Source organism: Aureimonas sp. AU12 (genome assembly GCF_001463705.1).
In the GTDB taxonomy this organism is placed as follows: domain Bacteria; phylum Pseudomonadota; class Alphaproteobacteria; order Rhizobiales; family Rhizobiaceae; genus Aureimonas.
Genome location: NZ_BBWH01000015.1, coordinates 85021 through 103307, shown reverse-complemented (window position 1 = coordinate 103307; position 18287 = coordinate 85021). Strand labels below are relative to the sequence as shown.

General features: G+C 68.7%; 18 protein-coding genes. 9 read left to right on the top strand and 9 right to left on the bottom strand.

Annotated elements, in window-relative coordinates:
* The first annotated feature begins 10 nt into the window (after window positions 1–10).
* The 4 genes from AUL33_RS06340 to AUL33_RS06325 all read left to right on the top strand — a co-directional run bounded on the left by AUL33_RS06340 (window position 11) and on the right by AUL33_RS06325 (window position 5082).
* Entirely contained in the window at window positions 11–775 is a 765-nt protein-coding gene (locus AUL33_RS06340) for an amino acid ABC transporter ATP-binding protein (RefSeq protein WP_062205330.1), read from the top strand.
* Between the two features lie 26 nt (window positions 776–801).
* Complete coding sequence (locus AUL33_RS06335) at window positions 802–1647, top strand: ABC transporter substrate-binding protein (RefSeq protein ID WP_062205325.1); 846 nt, start codon at window positions 802–804, stop codon at window positions 1645–1647.
* A 363-nt stretch (window positions 1648–2010) separates the two neighbouring features.
* On the top strand, window positions 2011–4044 hold the full coding sequence (locus AUL33_RS06330) for a methyl-accepting chemotaxis protein (RefSeq protein WP_062205322.1): 2034 nt from the start codon (window positions 2011–2013) through the stop codon (window positions 4042–4044).
* Window positions 4045–4080: 36 nt separating this feature from the next.
* Window positions 4081–5082, top strand: coding sequence for a TRAP transporter substrate-binding protein (locus AUL33_RS06325; protein ID WP_062205319.1), 1002 nt, complete (start codon window positions 4081–4083; stop codon window positions 5080–5082).
* 76 nt (window positions 5083–5158) lie between these two features.
* On the opposite strand, the gene AUL33_RS06320 is transcribed toward AUL33_RS06325, so the two are convergent.
* The 3 genes from AUL33_RS06320 to AUL33_RS06310 are packed head-to-tail and all read right to left on the bottom strand — an operon-like array spanning window position 5159 to window position 7858.
* Window positions 5159–6586 carry a cell wall metabolism sensor histidine kinase WalK gene (locus AUL33_RS06320; RefSeq protein WP_062205316.1) on the bottom strand — a complete coding sequence of 476 codons (1428 nt, stop codon included), beginning with the start codon at window positions 6584–6586 and terminating at the stop codon, window positions 5159–5161.
* Entirely contained in the window at window positions 6573–7250 is a 678-nt protein-coding gene (locus AUL33_RS06315) for a response regulator transcription factor (RefSeq protein ID WP_062205313.1), read from the bottom strand. Before AUL33_RS06315 ends, AUL33_RS06320 begins: the two co-directional genes overlap by 14 nt.
* Window positions 7251–7264: 14 nt before the next feature.
* Window positions 7265–7858: a tyrosine-protein phosphatase gene (locus AUL33_RS06310; protein WP_062205310.1), complete on the bottom strand. Its 594-nt coding sequence runs from the start codon at window positions 7856–7858 to the stop codon at window positions 7265–7267.
* 268 nt (window positions 7859–8126) lie between these two features.
* Here AUL33_RS06310 and AUL33_RS06305 point away from each other — a divergent pair, with 268 nt between their 5' ends.
* The gene (locus AUL33_RS06305) at window positions 8127–9611 is read left to right on the top strand and encodes a glycosyltransferase family 39 protein (protein ID WP_062205307.1); all 1485 of its coding nucleotides are present in this window, start codon (window positions 8127–8129) and stop codon (window positions 9609–9611) included.
* On the opposite strand, the gene AUL33_RS06300 is transcribed toward AUL33_RS06305, so the two are convergent.
* Together AUL33_RS06300 and AUL33_RS06295 are read right to left on the bottom strand one after the other, a co-directional pair.
* Window positions 9599–9886 carry a lipid-A-disaccharide synthase N-terminal domain-containing protein gene (locus AUL33_RS06300; RefSeq protein ID WP_062205304.1) on the bottom strand — a complete coding sequence of 96 codons (288 nt, stop codon included), beginning with the start codon at window positions 9884–9886 and terminating at the stop codon, window positions 9599–9601. The genes AUL33_RS06305 and AUL33_RS06300 overlap by 13 nt on opposite strands.
* Window positions 9883–10620, bottom strand: a complete 738-nt coding sequence (locus AUL33_RS06295) for a glycosyltransferase family 2 protein (protein ID WP_062205301.1) — start codon at window positions 10618–10620, stop codon at window positions 9883–9885. The genes AUL33_RS06300 and AUL33_RS06295 overlap by 4 nt, the downstream gene beginning before the upstream one ends.
* Window positions 10621–10787: 167 nt before the next feature.
* On the opposite strand from AUL33_RS06295, the gene AUL33_RS06290 reads away from it, so the two are divergent.
* Both AUL33_RS06290 and AUL33_RS06285 read left to right on the top strand, forming a co-directional pair.
* Entirely contained in the window at window positions 10788–11441 is a 654-nt protein-coding gene (locus tag AUL33_RS06290) for a hypothetical protein (RefSeq protein ID WP_244492025.1), read from the top strand.
* Between the two features lie 141 nt (window positions 11442–11582).
* Window positions 11583–12488, top strand: a complete 906-nt coding sequence (locus AUL33_RS06285) for a LysR family transcriptional regulator (protein WP_062205298.1) — start codon at window positions 11583–11585, stop codon at window positions 12486–12488.
* Window positions 12489–12564: 76 nt separating this feature from the next.
* On the opposite strand, the gene paoC is transcribed toward AUL33_RS06285, so the two are convergent.
* From paoC to AUL33_RS06265, 4 genes are all read right to left on the bottom strand, one after another.
* Window positions 12565–14772 carry an aldehyde oxidoreductase molybdenum-binding subunit PaoC gene (paoC, locus tag AUL33_RS06280; RefSeq protein ID WP_062205294.1) on the bottom strand — a complete coding sequence of 736 codons (2208 nt, stop codon included), beginning with the start codon at window positions 14770–14772 and terminating at the stop codon, window positions 12565–12567.
* 4 nt (window positions 14773–14776) lie between these two features.
* Window positions 14777–15727, bottom strand: coding sequence for a xanthine dehydrogenase family protein subunit M (locus AUL33_RS06275; protein ID WP_062205291.1), 951 nt, complete (start codon window positions 15725–15727; stop codon window positions 14777–14779).
* On the bottom strand, window positions 15724–16377 hold the full coding sequence (gene paoA / locus AUL33_RS06270; protein WP_062205288.1) for an aldehyde dehydrogenase iron-sulfur subunit PaoA: 654 nt from the start codon (window positions 16375–16377) through the stop codon (window positions 15724–15726). The genes AUL33_RS06275 and paoA overlap by 4 nt, the downstream gene beginning before the upstream one ends.
* Window positions 16378–16698: 321 nt before the next feature.
* Complete coding sequence (locus tag AUL33_RS06265) at window positions 16699–17157, bottom strand: MarR family winged helix-turn-helix transcriptional regulator (protein WP_062205285.1); 459 nt, start codon at window positions 17155–17157, stop codon at window positions 16699–16701.
* Window positions 17158–17203: 46 nt separating this feature from the next.
* Between AUL33_RS06265 and AUL33_RS06260 the strand changes: the two genes are divergently transcribed.
* Complete coding sequence (locus AUL33_RS06260) at window positions 17204–17596, top strand: VOC family protein (protein WP_062205282.1); 393 nt, start codon at window positions 17204–17206, stop codon at window positions 17594–17596.
* Between the two features lie 14 nt (window positions 17597–17610).
* Window positions 17611–18276 carry a glutathione S-transferase family protein gene (locus tag AUL33_RS06255; protein ID WP_062205280.1) on the top strand — a complete coding sequence of 222 codons (666 nt, stop codon included), beginning with the start codon at window positions 17611–17613 and terminating at the stop codon, window positions 18274–18276.
* Window positions 18277–18287 lie beyond the last annotated feature (11 nt).

Genomic DNA, 18287 nt, shown 5'->3' with positions numbered 1-18287 from the left:
GACCGTCGCCATGACCGATCCGAAGGGGAGCGACGCCTCCGCCATGATCCGCTTCTCCCGCGTCAACAAGCACTATGGCGAGTATCACGCCCTCGTCGACATCGACGCCTCCGTCGCAAAGGGCGAGGTTCTGGTGGTCTGCGGTCCCTCGGGCTCGGGCAAGTCGACGCTGATCCGCACGGTGAACCGGCTGGAGGAGATCGACTCGGGCTCGATCAGCTTCGACGGGCAGGAGGTGACGGGGCGCCTGCGCCGGGCCGATCTCAACCGGCTGCGCTCGCGCGTCGGCTTCGTGTTCCAGAGCTTCAACCTCTTCCCGCATCTCTCGACGCTGGAGAACGTCACGCTCTCGCCGATCCGCATCAACGGCCTGGCCAGGGACGTCGCGAAGGACAAGGCGATGGCGCTGCTGGACCGCGTCGGGCTCGCCGACAAGGCTGGCGCCTATCCCGCGCAGCTCTCCGGCGGCCAGCAGCAGCGGGTCGCCATCGCCCGCGCCCTCGCGATGGAGCCGCCGGCCATGCTCTTCGACGAGCCGACCTCGGCGCTCGATCCCGAAATGGTCGGCGAGGTCCTGGCCGTGATGAAGAGCCTGGCGGCCGACGGGATGACGATGATCTGCGTCACGCACGAGATGGGCTTTGCCCGCGAGGTCGCCGACCGGATCTGGTTCATGGATGCGGGCCGCATCCTCGAAAGCGCCGATCCCGAGACCTTCTTCACCGATCCGCAGCACCCGCGCGCCCGGCGCTTCCTGTCGGACCTTCGCCACTGACGTTTCAACCCCGCTAGGAGACCTGCATGCTCATCGAACGATATGCCCTCAGCGCCTCGCTGATCGTCCTCGGTCTCGCCGCCGGCGTTTCGGCCGCCAAGGCCGACAAGCTCGCCGACATCCAGGCCGCGGGGACGCTCAAATGCGGCACCTTCGCCGACGTGCCGCCGTTCGCCGCGCCCGATGCGCAGACGCGCGAGATGGTCGGCTTCGACGTCGACCTGTGCACCCTGATCGCCAAGCATCTCGGCGTGAAGGCCGAGATCACGCCGCTCTCCGTCGAGGCCCGCGTGCCCGAGGTCAAGCTCGGCCGCGTCGACCTGACGATCGCCAACCTCGCCTACACGCTCGGCCGCGCCGAGCAGATCCAGTTCAGCGATCCCTACTATCTCGCCAAGGAGATGCTGGCGGTGAAGGCCAGCGATCCCGGCGTCACCAAGGACGACTTCAAGGACAAGCGCATCGCCTCCACCAAGGGCTCGACCTCGGAAGCGGCGATCAAGATGAACGGCTCCGATCCCCTGACCTTCCAGGACACGGGCTCGGCCTTCATGGCGGTGCAGCAGAACAAGGCGCGCGGCATGGTGGCCAACACCATGACGATCACCAAGCTCGTCAACCAGTCGCAGACCGCAGGCGTGCCGCTGAAGATGATCGAGACGCCGATGCTCTACCAGCCGGTGGCGATCGGCATGATGAAGGGCGAGGACGCGCTTCTGGCCAAGGTCAACGAAACCCTGCGCACCATGGACGAGGCCGGCGAGATCAACGCCGCCTGGAACAAGTGGCTGGGACCGACGACCGAGTACAAGATGACGCGCACCGACAAGGTCGTGCCGCTCGGCGAACTGAAGTTCCAGCCCATCCCGTAAGCCGCCCCGGCCCGCCCGCCCCGATCGGCTGCCGCGAATTCTCGGCAGCCGATCGCATTCGTCGTGGTATCGGCCGTGACGAGCATCGACGGCACGATGAACTGGTCGATTGCAAGCACGCCCGAATGGAAGTTGTGGCGGCTTGTAGCAACCAGGGGGTGAGGATCGGTCCTTGCCGAGCATGTCGGATGAAACGAGAATTCGTATTCACCTGCCGATTCTGATGTCCATACTTAGACATGCGGATCAGCAAGTCTGCCTGCTTATTGTCGTGCTCGGGAGCGGCAGCTTAGCTTGAGACGTTCTTCATTGTTTGCGGATAGACTTGAAACGATCAAGCTATTCCCGAACGGAGTCCGTCGCGTGCGTATCGGAATCAAGGCCAAGCTCGTCGGGTCGTCGACCCTTCTGCTGCTCATGCTGGCGGGATCGGGCGTCCTAGGGGTGTCGAGCCTTCGCGAGAGCAAGAACGCAATGGACCGGTTCGCCGAGCGCCAGTTCGTTCAGGTGCAGGCCGCTCAGGCGCTGCAGACCGGGCTCATGGACGTCCGCCGCGCGATCCTTCGCGGCATGACGGTTCCCGACAGTGCCTCGCTCGTCGGGCTCCTGCAGGAATACGAAGGCGCTTGGACGACGATCTCGCAGGAAATCGACCGCTTCAGCGCCAGCCTTCCGCCCGAGCGTCAGGGTGACGTGCGGGAGTTGACGCCGAAGTTCGAAGCCCTTCGAACCATGTCGGACCAGACGCTCCAGACCATCGCCAGCGTCGACATCGCCTTCCAGGATTCGGCTCTGTCGGTGTTATCGCCGGTCATGACGAGCGTCACCGCCGAGCTCGATGGGATCGAGCACCTGCTGGAGGGCAACGAGGCGGCGGCGGCCGAGATCGCAGTCATGCGCGGTGCGCTCTCGAGTGCGATGGCGGCAACGCTGTCGACGCTCGGTTGGAGCGAGACCGGACGAATCCAGGCGGAGACCGAAGCGCTGAACGAGGCGATCAAGCGGTTCTCGACCGCCTTGGACGCCATCCGCGCTTTCGCCTCCTCCGCCGCGTTGGCACAGATCGACATCCAGTGGTCGGTCGCGTCGGATCGCATGCGACGCTACGCGGATGTCGGAACCAAGAACTGGTCGGACGTCGCATTCGCCGATCTCAATCAGAAGGTGGTTCCGGCCGCGGGCGACCTGTCGATCAGTCTCGGCAACCTCGTCCTGCAGGCGCAGTCGGGCGCAGCGGACACGCTGACCCAGTCGCTTGCGACCTACGAATGGACGCGCAACGTCCTCATCGGCTCGATCCTCGCCGGCATCGCCGCGGGTCTGGCCGTCGCGGGCTGGCTGGCCTTTTCGATCTCGCGTCGGCTTCGCCGCGCCGTGGATCACGTCAACGCCATCGCTTCTGGCGACGTGACGCAGGACATCACACCCCAGGGCCGCGACGAGATCGGCGATCTGCTGGTGTCCATGGGCACTATGCGCCTTCGTCTGCGCGAGATCATCGGCAGCGTCCGGCAGTCGGCCGGACAGGTCTCGTCGGGATCGACCCTGTCGGCGCAGACCGCCGAACAGCTGTCGTCCGGCTCCACCGAGCAGGCCGCAGCGTCCGAGCAGGCCTCCGCCGCGATCGAGGAGATGGCGGCGAACGTGCGCCAGAACGCCGACAACGCCTCGACGACCGAGCGCATCGCGGCACAGGCCAGCCAGCGCGCGCAGGCGACGGGCCAGGCGGTGCTGACGTCGGTGGAAGCGATGCGCTCCATCGCCGAACGCATCCATGTCATTCAGGAGATCGCCCGCCAGACCGATCTCCTGGCGTTGAACGCCGCGATCGAGGCGGCGCGGGCCGGCCAGCACGGCAAGGGCTTCGCGGTGGTCGCATCGGAAGTGCGCAAGCTCGCCGAGCGCTCGGCCCTCGCGGCGAGCGAGATCAGTGCGCTTTCCCTGTCGACGTTGAACAGTTCCGAGGATGCCGGACGCCAGCTGGAAGAACTGGTTCCCGACATCCAGCGCACCGCCGAACTCGTCACCGAAATCTCGGCCGCCTGCCGCGAACAGTCGGTCGGCATCGATCAGATCAACCAGGCCATTCAGCAGCTGGACCAGGTCACGCAGGCCAATGCCGGCGCGGCGAACGAGATGTCGGCGACCGCCGAACAGCTGTCGGGAGAAGCGCGGACGCTCGAGGATCGCGCGGCCTTCTTCCGTCTCGAGACGGAAGAAGGCCTGGCGCTTGGCGAAGCCCAGACGGCCCTGTCCCTGCAGATGCCGGGCGGCCCTCCGCTGGGTGAGGGGGCGACGCAGGCATTCGAGCACCGGGGCGCTGGCGAGCGTCCGGCAAGGACGAGACGCGCGAACCTGACGCCGGTGTCGATCCCGCGCCAGCGCCGACACGCCTGACCCCGCCCTTCTCCGCCGATTTCAAGCGAGCTTCTCATGATGGCCAATCTGCACCGCCGCGGCTTCCTTCTCGGATCCGCCTCCCTCCTCGCGGCCCCTTTCGTGCTGCGCCCGACCGGCGCCCGCGCGGCGACGTCGCTGCGCCTCGGTCACGGATCGTCCGAGACCCACAGCAAGCATTTCGCCATGCTGGCGATCGCCGACGCGGTGCGGCGCGGCACGCAGGGCCGGGTCTCGATCGAGGTCGGACCCAACGCCGCCTTCGGCAATGACGGCGAGATGATGAAGCGCCTCGTGTCGGGCGAACTCGACCTGACGCTGAATGCCCAGGGCGCAGCCTCGGCCGTCGTGCCGGAGCTTGCTATCTTCGGCCTGCCGTTCCTGTTCCGCGATGCGGCGGCGGCGCTGGCCATCGCGGACGGTCCTGTCGGGCAGCACGTGAACGGTCGTTTCGAGGCCGCCAAGCTCTTCTGCCTCGGCTACTTCGACAATGGCGTGCGCCACATGACCAATTCCAGGCGCCCGATCCGCGAGCCGAAGGACGTGGCGGGGCTTCGCATGCGCACACCCAGCGATCCGATGACCACCGACATCTTCCAGACGCTCGGCGCGGCGACAAAGACGATTTCCTATCGCGAGGTGCGCGCAGCGCTCGAAAAGGGCGTCGTCGACGGACAGGAAAATCCGCCGACGAACATTTGCGAACTCGGCTTCCAGGAGGTCAATCCCTTCATCAGCCTCACGGCTCACAAGTGGGAATGCTCGCCGCTGCTGATGACGCAGGCGACGCGCGAGCGGCTGGGCGCCGATCTCGACGTGGTTCTGGCAGCGGCGCACGAGGCGGCAACGGCGCAGCGCACCGCCATGCAGCTTGCGCAGGACAAGGCCCTCGCGACCTGCCGGGCGACGCCGGGCGTCCAGGTCATCGAGGTCGATCCCGTGCCCTTCATCGCGGCGACGGCACCGGTGGCGCGTCTGTGGAAGAACCTCGGCTACGGCCAGTTCGTCGCCGAGATCGAGACGGCCGCGCGGGCCTGAACCCGCGCGCTTGCGCGTCACAGCGGGCCGATCGGATCGCGCCGGTGGCCAGGACGACGGCGCGAGGGGGGGCTCGTCAGCCGGCCGGCCGCGGCGATCGGCCGGTCCCGCCGGAGGTGGGGAAGGCGACGCGGATCGTCAGGCCGGGATCGCCGTCCCTCGCCTCGATGGTGCCGCCGTGCAGTTCGACGATGGCCGCGGCGAGGGCGAGGCCGAGGCCGTTGCCCGGCGTCGTCCGGCTGCGGTCGAGCCGATAGAGCCGCCGGAAGATCCGCTCGCGCTCTTCGGCCGGCACGCCCGGCCCGTCGTCGGACACCTCGACGACGACGCCGCTCGGTTCCGCGGCGTGGGCCGCGAGCCGGATCGCGGCGGGGGCGGGGACATGGGTGATGGCGTTCTCGACGAGGTTGGCGAAGAGTTGCTGTAGGAGATCGCGGTCGCCCTCGATGACCTGGCCGGGCGACACGGCGAGTTCGAGCCGGTGGCCGCTTTCCTCCGCTACGGTCTCGAAGACGTCGTGGATCTCCGACAGGAGCTGCGAGAGATCGATCCGGCGAAACTTGGCCTTTCGGGCGCCGGCTTCGATCTGGGCGATGCGCAGGAGCGCGTTGAAGGTCTCGATGATCAAGTCCGTCTCGACCACCGCGCTGTCGATCGCCTCGCGCAGATCAATCGGGTTGGCGGCATCGCGCTGGGCGCCTTCCAGCCGCTGGCGCATGCGGGCGAGCGGGGTGCGCAGGTCGTGGGCGATGTCGGTGGAGACCTGCTTGAGACTGCTCATCAGCACCTCGATGCGCGACAGCATGCCGTTGATGTCGCTCGACAGACGGTCGAGCTCGTCACGCCGCCCGCTGACCGGCAGCCGCTTGTCGAAGCGTCCGTCCGAGACGATGCGCATGGCGGCGGCGATCGCGTCCACCCGGCGCGTCGGGCCGATGCTGACGACGTAGCCGCCGCCGAGTGCCAAGAGGCTCGTTACCAAACTGCCCCAGAGGAGGCCCGCGAGGATGATCTCCTGCGTCTCGTCGAGGACATGGGAGTTGCGGGCCGCCAGCACGTGGAAGGGCCCGAGGGTCTCGCCGAGGGCGAAGAGCCGGACCTCGCGGTCGGAGTTCTTCGCCGCGGCATCGGCGAGCGCGGGGCTCGCCGCGACCGTCGCGCCGTCCACCTTCCACTCGCTCCAGCCGCTGCGCCAGACGCCCGGCGGCACGTTGCCGGCAATCTCGGCGCCCGAGCCATCGGTGAGGAGATAGAAGTGCTCGTCGCTCGCGCCCTTCACCCGATCCTCGACGAGCGCGTGCAAGCCATCGCCGCCGCCCGTCTGGAACGCCTCGCGGAACGTGTCCATGTCCTCCACCACGGAGAGCCGCACGATGCCGGCGACCTCGGCGGTTGCGGCGAGATAGATCGTGCCGAGGATCGCCATCACCGAAAGAAGGAAGAGCCCCGCATAGAAGGTGCCCAGCCGGAAGGACGTCGAGCGGAACTGGTCAGGCAGGCGCATGGAGCGCGTATCCGGCGCCGCGCACGGTGCGGATCATCTCCGCCGCGAAGGGCTTGTCGACCTTGGCGCGAAGCCGGCTGATATGGGTCTCGACGACGTTGGTCTTGGGATCGAAGTGGAAGTCCCAGACCCGCTCGAGCAACATGGTGCGCGTCAGCACGCGGCCGCGATTGCGCATTAGGTATTCGAGGAGGCGGAACTCGCGCGGCTGCAGGTCGATCGGCTGGCCGTCGCGCAGCACCGTGCGGGCGATGAGGTTCATCTCCAGGCCGCCGACCTTGAGCACGGTTTCCTCGCGCTTCGAGGGCGCCCGGCGGCCGAGCGCGTTCAGCCGCGCCAGCAGCTCCGAGAAGGCGAAGGGCTTGAGAAGGTAGTCGTCGCCGCCGGCCTCCAGGCCCTCGACCCGGTCGTCGACGCCGCCGATCGAGGTCAGGAACAGGACCGGCGTGTCGCGCCGCGCGGCGCGAAGGGCCCGCACGATCGAAAGCCCGTCGAGGCCCGGCAGCATGCGGTCGATCACGAGGACGTCGTAGTCGCGCGAGACGGCGAGTTCGAGGCCGTTGGGGCCGCTGGCGCAGTGATCGACGTCGTGGCCTTCCTGGCGAAGGCCGGTCTGCACATAGGCCGCCGTCTGTTCGTCGTCCTCGATCACCAGGATCTTCATCGATGGCGGTTCCGTCAATCCTCGAACGCGACGAGTTCGCGCCGCTCCTCCTTCCAATAGGCCGCAAACCGGGAAAAGGCACGGTCCATGGCGACGGTGCGCGAGCCCAGCCAGGGAAAATGACCGTAGGCGATCGAGAGCTGACCGGCCGCCTGTGCCTCGTCCGAGCGCTCGACCACGAGTTCGTGGATGGCGGCGACGAGGCCGGAGCGATCCGAACCGCCCTGGCAGTGGACGAGGATCGGGCGCGGGGCCTCGTTGAGGATCCGGGCGATCTCGATCATCGTCGCCATCTCCGGCACAGATCGCGCCGAGATCGCGAGCGAGCGATGGTCGATGCCGCTTTCGCGCGCGACCGCCACTTCCTGCCGATACCAGTCCGCTTCCGGATGCGCGCCGCGAAGGTTGAGGATCGTGCGGATGCCCTTGTCGGCGACGAGTCGGCGCAGGGCCGGCCCGTCGAGCTGCCCCGAGCGGTAGAGGACGCCGGCCTCCACCTCGTGCACGTTGCCGCTGGCATAGCGCAGGCCCACCAGGGCGAAGGGGGCCATGAGGAGAAGAAGGCCGCACAGGAGCGCGACCCGGATGCGGGGCCTGTCGATGATCATGGAACCTCGCGGGTGGGTGCGTTGGCTCCGACGAATTACCCGCTGCGCCCGTCAGGGCCATGACGCCCGCTATACGGATCGTCCATCACGGCCGGTGGCGAAACGGCTCGCAAGCCTTGGCGCGCAGGCGCTTGGCCACGATCGGGTCCGCCCGATTGCCAATCGGTATTGTTTCGGACATCTCCCCATGCCTGAAACGAGCTAGGGACCTCCCGTATCGGTCTCGCGCTTCGCGGGGGACCTGACGCTGGAAGAGGCTGCTGCCGCCATGAAAGACGCGACGCCGGGTGGCGTGATGGAAACCGCATCCGGCACGCGCGCTGCGACGGAAGCGCACGGCATGGTCTGGCGCCTCGCGCCCTATCTGGCGCTGGCGCTTCTCTGCGCGGCCTCGCTCGCCTCGCGCCCGCTCCTGCCGCCGGACGAGACGCGCTATCTCACCGTCGCCTTCGAGATGCTGCAGTCGAAGGGCTGGTTCGTCCCGACGCTGAACTTCGCGCCCTACCACCACAAGCCGCCGCTCCTTTTCTGGCTGATCGATCTGTCTTGGTCGGTCTTCGGGGTCGGCAGGGCGCAGGCCATGCTCGTGGTCTTCGCGGTCTCCTCGCTCGTCCTCCGGCTGACGCAGCAGGCGGGCCGGGCGCTCTGGCCAGAGCGCGAGGACGTCGCGCGTCGTATCCCGTGGCTGATGCTCGGCAGCGTTCCCTTCGTCGTCTATTCGAGCCTCGTCCTGTTCGATCTCCTGCTGACGGCCTGCATCCTCTCGGCGTTTCTGGCGCTCCTCGCCTTCGCGCGCGGGAGGGGCCGGCGCTGGGCGGTGCTGGCGGGTTTCGCGATCGGGTTCGGGGTCCTCGCCAAGGGGCCCGTGGTCCTCGTCCACGTCGTCTGGCCCTTCGCGCTCTATCCGCTCTGGCGCACGAAACGAGAGATCGTGTCGGGCGCCGCCTTCGCGCGCGGCGCCGGGCTGGCCTTCCTCGCCGCGCTGCTGCCGGTGGCGCTCTGGCTCGTGCCGGCGCTGCTCAAGACCGACGGGCAGTTCGCCAGGGATCTCGTCTGGGAGCAGTCGGCGGGGCGGATATCCGGCAATATGGAAGCCTCCCACCCGCGCCCGGTCTTCTTCTACCTGCTCATGCTGCCGCTCCTGGCGATGCCGTGGATGCTGTCGCCCGATCTGTGGCGCACCCGGCCGCTGCAGCGCCTGTCACGCGCGCTGCGGGGGCAGGGCGACGAGGGGCGCACGTCGCGCCTTCTCCTCCTCTGGGGGCTCGGCATCCTCGTGGTGTTCAGCGCCATCTCGGGCAAGCAGCCGCACTATCTCGTGCCGATGCTGGCGCTGACGGTGCTGGCGCTGGCGCGCGCCATGGCGCCGGTTTCGCTCGAGCGCATCCGCATCGCCTCGCTCGCCACCGTGGCGGTGCTGGCGCTGGCGCAAGGCATCGCGTCGCCGCTCTACTTCGCGCAGTTCGATCTCGCGCCCGTCTCGGCGCTCATCGAGGCGAAGGGGGATGCGCCGGTCGGCTTCGTCGGGCGCTACCAGGGAGAACTGGGGTTCCTGGCGCGGCTCCGCCGGCCGGTGGATCTCGTCGCCGCCCCGGATGCGGCCTCATGGCTGGCCGCCCATCCCGGCGGCACGCTCGTCGTCGCCGACCGGCGCGACGTTGCGGATATGCCGCCCGAGGCGCTGGAGATCGCCTATCGCGGCCGTCGCCTCGCGCTGTTCGGCCCGAGCGCTTTGCCGGATCAGGCGCGCTGATCGGCGGCCGGTGCGAGCGCTGCGCCCGGCAGCATCAGGTTGCGGGCGTAGATGAAGAGGCCCGTCGCCTGGCCGATAGCGAAGACGGGATCGCGGCGATGCAGCGCATAGCCGAAGAGGACGAGGCCGCCGAGCAGGCTGAAATACCAGAAGGCACGCGGCAGGACGCTCTCGCCGCGGCGCTCCGAGGCGATCCACTGGACGAAGAAGCGCATGAAGAACAGGCCCTGGCCGAGGAGGCCGATGCCGAGCCAGAGCGTGTCGAGGCCGATCATGGACGGGCGCTCCGCAGCTCGGTCGCCGCATGGTCGGACGGCAGGCGGCGGCGGGCGAGCCATGCGACGCCGATGAGATCGACCAGACCGACGAAGGCCCGGTTCCAGAACCCGTACTTGGACCGGCCGGCGACGCGGGGACGGTGCGAGACCGGCACATGGACCAGCCGGACGCCGCCGCGCAGCAGCAGCGCGGGCAGGAACCGGTGCATGTGGTCGAAATAGGGAAGCGCCAGGAAGTCCTCGCGCCGCATCAGCTTAAGGCTGCAACCGGTGTCGCGCGTTTCGTCGCCGAGGATCGTCTTGCGCACGGCATTGGCGAGGCGCGACGAGGCCCGGCGCAGGGGCGAATCGAACCGGTCGCGGCGCTCTCCGAGCACGGCGACGGACCCGTTGCGCAGCGCCTCCTGCCAGAACGAGGCGTAGAGTTCTGCGATGTCGGCGGGGCTGTTCTGTCCGTCGCCGTCGATGAAGACGAGGAGGTCCTGCGTCGCCGCCCGCGCGCCGCTCAGCATGGCCGCGGACTGGCCGAGGCGCCGGGGATGCTGGATCACTCTCAGAAGCGGCGTCGTCGCCCGGCGCGCCGTGAGGACCGCCACCGTGGCATCGTCGCTGCCGTCGTCGACATAGAGGATCTCGCGGATGGGCACGGATTTTGAGGCATCCACGATCTCGGCGACCAGACGGGCGATATTCTCTGCCTCGTTGAGGACGGGGACGACGACTGAGATCATGGGACGGTACTCGAAGAGGCGGCGGAGATCGGGGATCCGTTAGCGCGCCGAGTGCGGTCAGGTGCTGGCCGAAAGTTTACGGTTTCGTATAGTTCGCCGGTGTGCTCGCGGCCGTCGCGAGCGCATGTCCGGTGGAAACCTTGTGCGCGGACGGGAGTTGGAGGCCTATGACGTCCCAAACCCCTTCCGGCGCCGTGCCGATGCGAGCGAGCGAATGGCCGATCCCGGCCGCCGTGGCGCTGGGCTCGGCGGTGCGCGCCAAGGGGATCGAGCGCGAGATCCGGCGACGCCTGCCCATCGAGCTTCGCCCCGGCCTGACGGTGACGGGCGCGCGCGCGGTCCTGAGCCTGCCGGAGGCGGTGGGGCCGGCCTTCGAGGCGGCGGCTTCGAGCGTCTCGGAAATCCTGGCGGGGCTCGACGCGCTGCCGGTGTTTCCGAGGGAAGCCGACGACATCCTGACGATCCTGCCGCGCGAGCGGCTGAAATGGACGAAGGATGGCCGGCTGCAGAGCGCGGGAACGCGGACGGTGAAGCTGCGCGGCCGCGCCAAGGCCGTCACCTTCCACGTCTTCGACCCCCGGCATATCGAGGATGTCCTCGACCGCGACCTGCCGGCGCTCTGGCGTCAGGACGACAAGCAGGCCGCGAGCGAGGCCCGCCGCCGCGCAGCCGGAAAGGCCGCCGTGACGCGGGGCGCAGGCACGGACGGCGCCCAAGCGAAGATCCGCAAAGTGCGGGCCGCCAAGACGAGCGCGAGAGACGAGCGGAAGCCAGCGCTCGACGCTTGGGAGGCGTTCGCCGCCGACGGGTTCCTGCGCTGACGTCCAGCTCCGGTCGGCCTATCGCGGGGTGGCGGACGATGCGGACACGTTCGGTTGAAGCGACCGGCAGACGCCCGACTGCTATACCCTTTCCCGATCCAGCTTCCTAAATGCTTCTGCAGTCATATCGGAACGTCATGAATGCAGCGCGAAGATCTCGTCGACCTCAATGCCTTCCTGACCATCGCCGAGGAGCGCAGCTTCACCCGCGCGGCGGCCAAGCTCGGTACTTCGCAGTCGGCGCTCAGTCATACGCTGCGCCGGCTGGAGGCGCGGCTCGGCGTGCGCCTGCTCACGCGCACCACGCGCAGCCTGTCGCCGACGCTGGCGGGCGAGCGGCTGCTGCGAACGCTTGGTCCCGCGCTCGACACGATCGACGTCGAGCTCGCCTCGCTCAGCGCGTTGCGCGACAAGCCGGCGGGGACGATCCGCATCACCGCGGCCGAACACGCCGTCGACACGATCCTCTGGCCGGCCCTGGAGCGCCTGCTGCCCGAGCATCCCGACATCGTCGTCGAGACCACGATCGATTACGGCCTGACCGACATCGTCGCCGAGCGCTACGATGCCGGCATCCGCTTCGGCGAGCAGGTGGCCAAGGACATGATCGCCGTGCGCATCGGCCCGGACACGCGCATGGCGGCGGTTGCGACGCCCGCCTATTTCGCCGAGCGCCCCAAGCCGCTCGTGCCGCAGGATCTCGTCGAGCATCGCTGCATCAACCTGCGCCTGCCGACGCTCGGCGGACTCTATGCCTGGGAGTTCGAGCGGGACGGGCGGGAATTGCGGGTGCGTGTCGACGGGCAGCTCGTCTTCAACAATTCCACGCAGGTTCTCAAGGCCGCGCTCAAGGGCTTCGGCCTCGCCTTCCTTCCCGAGGACCACATGCAGCCGGGACTGGAGAGCGGCGCGCTCGTGCGGGTGCTGGAGGACTGGTGCCCGCCCTTTCCGGGCTATCACCTCTATTATCCCAGCCGCCGCCAGTTGACGCCGGCCTTCGCGCTTCTCGTCGAGCAACTGCGCTATCGCCCCCGCGCGGCGAGTTGAGGACGCGGCATCGGGCAAAGACGAAAAAGGCCCGGACGCGATGTCCGGGCCTTCTCGTCGTCCGTCTTGTGAGCCGTCAGGCGACGTCGGGCAGGCGGTCGATCAGCTTCTCGAGGGTGATCGGATACTGGCGCACGCGAAGACCGGTGGCGTTGTGGATCGCGTTGGCGACCGCCGCGCCGACCCCGCAGATGCCGAGTTCGCCGACGCCCTTGGCCTTCATCGGCGAGGACATCGGATCGGTCTCGTCGAGGAAGATCACCTCCTGATGCGGGATGTCGGCGTGAACCGGCACCTCGTAGCCCGCGAGATCGTGGTTGACGAAGAAGCCGCGGCGCTTGTCCACGACGAGGTGCTCCATCAGCGTCGAGCCCGCGCCCATCACCATGCCGCCGATGACCTGGCTGCGCGCCGACTTGGGGTTGATGATGCGCCCGGCCGCGCAGACCGCGAGCATGCGCCGGATGCGGACTTCGCCGGTGGCGGCATCGACGCCGACCTCGACGAAATGGCCGCCGAAGGTCGACTGCTGATGGGTCTTGTCGAGATCGCCGAACTCGATCGTGTCCTCGGCGACGATCTCGCCGTCACGGGCGGCGTCGCCCAGCGCCACACTGGTATTGCCGACCCGCACCATGCCGTCCTCGAAGACGGCCGCGGCGGCATCGAGATCGAGCTTGCGGGCCACCGCCTCGCGCAGCTTGACGCAGGCCGCATAGACGCCGGCGGTGGCGGAGTTGGCGCCCCACTGGCCGCCCGAGCCCGCCGAGACCGGGAAGCTGGAATCGCCCAGACTCACCGCGATCCTGTCGATCGGCAGGCCCATCATTTCGGCCGCCGTCTGGGCGATGATCGTGTAGGAGCCGGTGCCGATGTCGGTCATGTCGGTCTCGACCGTCACGACGCCTTCGGCATCGAGCCGCACGCGGGCGCCCGAGCTCATCACCTGGTTGTTGCGGAAGGCGCTGGCGACGCCCATGCCGACGAGCCACCGGCCGTCGCGAACCGTTCCCGGCGTCTTCGCCCGGTTCGCCCAGCCGAAGCGTTCGGCGCCCGTCTCGAGGCACTGGACGAGCTGGCGCTGCGAGAAGGGACGCGAGGGATCTTCCGGGTCGACCTGCGTGTCGTTGAGGACGCGGAAGGCCACGGGATCGAGGCCGAGCTTCTCGGCCATCTCGTCCATCGCGACTTCGAGCGCCATCAGCCCCGGCGCCTCGCCGGGCGCGCGCATGGCGTTGCCCTCGGGCAGGTCGAGCACCGCGAGCTTCAGCGAGGTCATCCGGTTGGCACCGGCATAGAGCAGGCGCGTCTGCTGGGTCGCGACCTCGGGGCTGCCGCCCGGCAGGTCGCCCGACCAGCTCTCGTGGCCGATCGCGGTGATGTGGCCGTCGCTGGTGGCACCGATGCGCACGCGCTGGATCGTGGCGGGACGATGGGTCGTGTTGTTGAACATCAGCGGGCGCGGCAGTGCCACCTTGACCGGACGGCCGGCGGCGCGGGCGCCGAGCGCGGCGAGGATCGCATCGGCGCGCACGAAGAGCTTGCCGCCGAAACCGCCGCCGACATAGGGCGAGATCAGGCGGACCTTCTCCTTGGGAATGCCGAGCGTCTTGGCGACGTCGCCGGTGCTCCAGTCGATCATCTGGTTCGAGGTCCAGAGGGTCAGCTCGTCGCCTTCCCACAGGGCCATCGAAGCGTGCGGCTCGATCATCGCATGGGCGTGGTCGGGCGTCTCGTACATGGCATCGAGCTGCACCGGGGCAGCCGCGAAGGCGCCGGCGAAGTCGCCGACCGAGGTCTGCATCGGGCTTTCGGGCTTCGACGGCGCATCGGGGGCGCCGTCCTTCTCTTCGGCGAGATCGAAGGCGCCTTCGGCTTCGTCATAGGTCACGTGGATCAGCGAGCCGGCGGCGCGCGCCTGTTCGAAGGTCTCGGCGACCACGAGCGCGATCGCCTGATGGTAGTGCTGGATCTCGGGCCCGCCGAGGAGTTTGGCGGTGTTGTAGTCGCCCTTGGCGAGCGAGCCGGCGGTCTCGGCGGTGACCACCGCGAGGACGCCGGGCGCGCGGCGGGCCTCGGCGGTGTCCATCCTGGTGATCCGGCCCTTGGCGATGCCGGCGCCGACGACATGGCCATAGGCTTGGTTCGGCACGGCCTCGTGGTGCTCGTAGGCGTAGGGCGCGGTGCCCGTGGTCTTGAAGCGGCCGTCGATGCGGTCGAGCGGGTGACCGACGACGCGCAGGCGGTCGATCGGATTGGTGCCGGCGGGGGTGTCGAACTTCATCGTCTCAGCTCCTCGCCTCTGCCAGCACGGCTTTGAGCGTGCGCTCCACCAGCGGCAGCTTGAATGCGTTCTCTTCGGTGGTCCGGGCGCCGTCGAGCAGCACGGCGGCGCTCGCCTTGGCGCCGCGCGGCAATTCGGCTTCGGCCGCCTCGACGCGCCAGGGCTTGTGCGCGACGCCGCCCACCGCGACGCGGCCCGTGCCGTCGGGCTGCACCACGGCCGCGACCGAGATCAGCGCGAAGGCGTAGGACGCGCGGTCGCGGACCTTGCGGTAGATCTGCGTGCCGCCGAGCGGCGCGGGCAGGGTGACCGCGGTGATCAGCTCACCGGGCTCCAGCGCGGTCTCGACATGAGGCGTGTCGCCGGGCAGGCGGTGGAAGTCGGCCATTGGGATGGCGCGGGTCTCGCCGTCCGGCTTCACCGTCTCCACCACGGCGTCGAGCGCACGCAGCGCGACGTTCATGTCGGACGGGTTGGTCGCAATGCAACTCTCGCTCGTGCCGACCACCGCCAGAAGGCGCGTGAAGCCGCCGATCGCGGCGCAACCCGAGCCGGGGACGCGTTTGTTGCAGGGCTGATTCGTGTCGTAGAAGTAGGAGCAGCGGGTGCGCTGCAGGAGGTTGCCAGCGGTCGTCGCGCGGTTGCGCAGCTGGCCGGAGGCGCCGGCGAGAAGGGCGCGCGACAGGAGCCCGTAGTCGCGGCGAACGCGCGCATCGGCGGCGAGATCGGTGTTGCGCACGAGCGCGCCGATGCGAAGGCCGCCCTCGGGCGTCGCCTCGATCGTGTCGAGGGCGAGCCCGTTGACGTCGATGAGATGGGCCGGCGTCTCGATCTGCAGTTTCATGAGATCGAGGAGATTGGTGCCGCCGGCGATGAAGCGCGCGCCTGGCTTGGCGGAGGCCGCCGCCGCAGCGGCCGCGGGCGAGGTCGCCTTCTCGTAGGTGAAGGATTTCATGCGGGCCTCCCGGCGACTTCGGTCATCGCCTCGACGATGTTGGAATAGGCGCCGCAGCGGCAGATGTTGCCGCTCATGCGCTCGCGCAGCTCCTCGCCCGTCGCCTCTGGCGCGGCGTTGAGATCGGCGCTGACATGGCTGGGAATGCCGGCCTTCACCTCTTCGAGCACCGAGACGGCCGAGCAGATCTGTCCGGGCGTGCAGTAGCCGCACTGGTAGCCGTCGTGCTTGACGAAGGCGGCCTGCATGGCATGCAGGTCGTCGGGCGTGCCGAGACCCTCGATCGTGGTGATGGCGTCGCCCTCGTGCATGACGGCGAGCGACAGGCAGGAATTCATCCGCCGTCCCTCGACGATCACCGTGCAGGCGCCGCACTGGCCGTGGTCGCAGCCCTTCTTGGTGCCGGTGAGTTGCAGGTGCTCGCGCAGCGCGTCGAGAAGCGTGGTGCGCAGGTCGAGGTCGAGCTCGCGGCGCTCGCCGTTCACCTCGAAGGAGACCTTCGACAGGACGGGCGCCTCGCTGTCACCGGACACCGCGGCAGGCGCGCCCTGCGCCATCGCCATGGCCGGCATGGCGGTCACGGCGGCGGAAGCCGAGGCGCCGACGAGGAGATCCCGCCTGCTGAGTTCGAAGTCGGAAGGACTTGGCATGGGATGACCGATCCTGGGTTTGCGGCCGCGCGGGAGATGCTGCGGCGTGTCTCGAAACTGCGCGGGATGCACGGGCTCCTACCCGCGCGAGGTTCGGGCCGTGCTCCTGCCGGACGTCGCTCCACCCGGTCGGGCAGTTTGGAGCGTTTCCAATCTGATGGGGAGCTAGGCCGTTCGCGAGCCGCGATTACCCGTTGCGGATGGCATGATGTGATGCGCGGGATTCATGAATGACGCGAACCCCGTCAGCGGGCGGGTCGCTGGTGCCGGAAGCGGGTCGCGCGAAAGCCAATGCCGCGAACGTGAAGTTCGTTCGAGGGGTCAGGCGAGTTCCGTGAGACCGGCGCGCAACCGGTCGGGATCGACCGTCGACAGTGCGGCCTCGACCTCGACATGGGTGCGGTCCCAGATCGGGACGGCTTGGCGGAGGAGGGCGCGTCCCGCCTCCGTCAGTCGCAGCCGGCGGGCGCGCTTGTCGGTCTCGTCGGGCGCGACGACGAGAAGACCACGCCGCTCCAGCGGCTTGAGGTTGGCAGTCAGGGTGGTCCGGTCCATCGCCAGGAGCCGGGCGACCGAGCCGAGGGTCGGCGGCTCCGGGCGGTTGAGCGAGATGAGGAGCGAGAACTGCCCGCTCGTCAGCCCGATCGGGCGCATCGCCTCGTCGAAGCGCCGCGCCAGCGCCCGCGCCGCCCGCTGCGTGTGGAGGCACAGGCAATGGTCGCGCACCAGCAGCGTCGTCGCATAGGGAATATCGGGTTCGGCAGGGCGCTTTACAGTCATGGCCACTTATGTTGATATCAACTCAAATGATCAAGGGAGGTTGGTCATGCTGAAGTATCAGACGTCGTCGGCGATCGTCGCCGTGTCGGATCTCGATCGCGCCCGCCGCTTCTACCGCGACATGCTCGGGCTGGAGGTGGTGGAGGACGACGGGGAGATGGTGATCGTGCTGCGCACCGGCGCCACGCATCTCGTTATCTATGTCTCTGCGGAGGCCGGCACGAACCGCGCCAACGCCGCGGTCTGGACGGTCGGCGAGGGGATCGAGGCCATCGTCGCCGACCTGAAGGCCAAGGGCGTCGCCTTCGAGCATTATCATGACATGGAGGGCCTGATGCTGGATGGCGATATCCACCGTGCCGGCGACCTCAAGCTCGTCTGGCTGAAAGATCCCGACGGCAACATCCCGCATCTCAACACGATGCCGGCCGCAGCGTGAGGGCGGGCGGGTCCATGCGAACCATCCGCGTCACCGCCTTCGACTGGGTGCCCGCCTTCGCGCAGGGTCAGGTCCGCGACCTCCGGGTGCGCTGGGCGCTGGAGGAGGCCGGCCTGCCCTACGAGGCGATCCTCCTCGACCAGGGCACGCAAGGCGACCCCGAGAACCTCGCCCGCCAACCGTTCGGCCAGGTGCCGGCGCTGGAGATCGACGGGCGCACGCTGTTCGAATCCGGCGCGATCGTCTGGCGCATTGCAGAGGAAAGCGAGGCGCTCCTGCCGGCCGATCCGGCAGCCCGCGAGCGGGTTCTCTGCTGGCTTCTCGCCAGCCTCAACTCGGTCGAGCCGCCGGTCGGCGCGCTCGCCGATCTCGATTTCTTCGTCGCGGACGAGGGCGTGAAGGCCGCGCAGCGCCCCGGCGCGCTGGCTGCCGTTCAGGCCCGTCTCGGCCAGCTTCAGGCGGCGCTCGGCAAGGCGGATGCGCTCGTCGATCGCTTCAGCGCCGCCGACCTGATGATGACGAGCGTGCTGCGCATCCTCGACCACACCGACATCCTCGCCGGGTTCCCCGCACTCGCCCGATATGTCGAGCGGCACACGGCGCGTCCGGCCTTCCGCAAGGCGCTGGCCGACCAGATGCGGCCCTTCCGCGAGAACGCCGCTCGTTACGAGGCGGCCTGAACGGCGCGACG

Coding starts and splice junctions, on each gene's coding strand:
- AUL33_RS06275 (WP_062205291.1), bottom strand. CDS start 15,727: ATGAAATCCTTCACCTACGAGAAGGCGACCTCGCCCGCGGCCGCTGCG.
- AUL33_RS06260 (WP_062205282.1), top strand. CDS start 17,204: ATGCTGAAGTATCAGACGTCGTCGGCGATCGTCGCCGTGTCGGATCTC.
- AUL33_RS06255 (WP_062205280.1), top strand. CDS start 17,611: ATGCGAACCATCCGCGTCACCGCCTTCGACTGGGTGCCCGCCTTCGCG.
- AUL33_RS06315 (WP_062205313.1), bottom strand. CDS start 7,250: ATGAAGATCCTGGTGATCGAGGACGACGAACAGACGGCGGCCTATGTG.
- AUL33_RS06310 (WP_062205310.1), bottom strand. CDS start 7,858: ATGATCATCGACAGGCCCCGCATCCGGGTCGCGCTCCTGTGCGGCCTT.
- AUL33_RS06335 (WP_062205325.1), top strand. CDS start 802: ATGCTCATCGAACGATATGCCCTCAGCGCCTCGCTGATCGTCCTCGGT.
- paoC (WP_062205294.1), bottom strand. CDS start 14,772: ATGAAGTTCGACACCCCCGCCGGCACCAATCCGATCGACCGCCTGCGC.
- paoA (WP_062205288.1), bottom strand. CDS start 16,377: ATGCCAAGTCCTTCCGACTTCGAACTCAGCAGGCGGGATCTCCTCGTC.
- AUL33_RS06285 (WP_062205298.1), top strand. CDS start 11,583: ATGCAGCGCGAAGATCTCGTCGACCTCAATGCCTTCCTGACCATCGCC.
- AUL33_RS06295 (WP_062205301.1), bottom strand. CDS start 10,620: ATGATCTCAGTCGTCGTCCCCGTCCTCAACGAGGCAGAGAATATCGCC.
- AUL33_RS06265 (WP_062205285.1), bottom strand. CDS start 17,157: ATGACTGTAAAGCGCCCTGCCGAACCCGATATTCCCTATGCGACGACG.
- AUL33_RS06300 (WP_062205304.1), bottom strand. CDS start 9,886: ATGATCGGCCTCGACACGCTCTGGCTCGGCATCGGCCTCCTCGGCCAG.
- AUL33_RS06340 (WP_062205330.1), top strand. CDS start 11: ATGACCGATCCGAAGGGGAGCGACGCCTCCGCCATGATCCGCTTCTCC.
- AUL33_RS06305 (WP_062205307.1), top strand. CDS start 8,127: ATGAAAGACGCGACGCCGGGTGGCGTGATGGAAACCGCATCCGGCACG.
- AUL33_RS06325 (WP_062205319.1), top strand. CDS start 4,081: ATGATGGCCAATCTGCACCGCCGCGGCTTCCTTCTCGGATCCGCCTCC.
- AUL33_RS06290 (WP_244492025.1), top strand. CDS start 10,788: ATGACGTCCCAAACCCCTTCCGGCGCCGTGCCGATGCGAGCGAGCGAA.
- AUL33_RS06320 (WP_062205316.1), bottom strand. CDS start 6,586: ATGCGCCTGCCTGACCAGTTCCGCTCGACGTCCTTCCGGCTGGGCACC.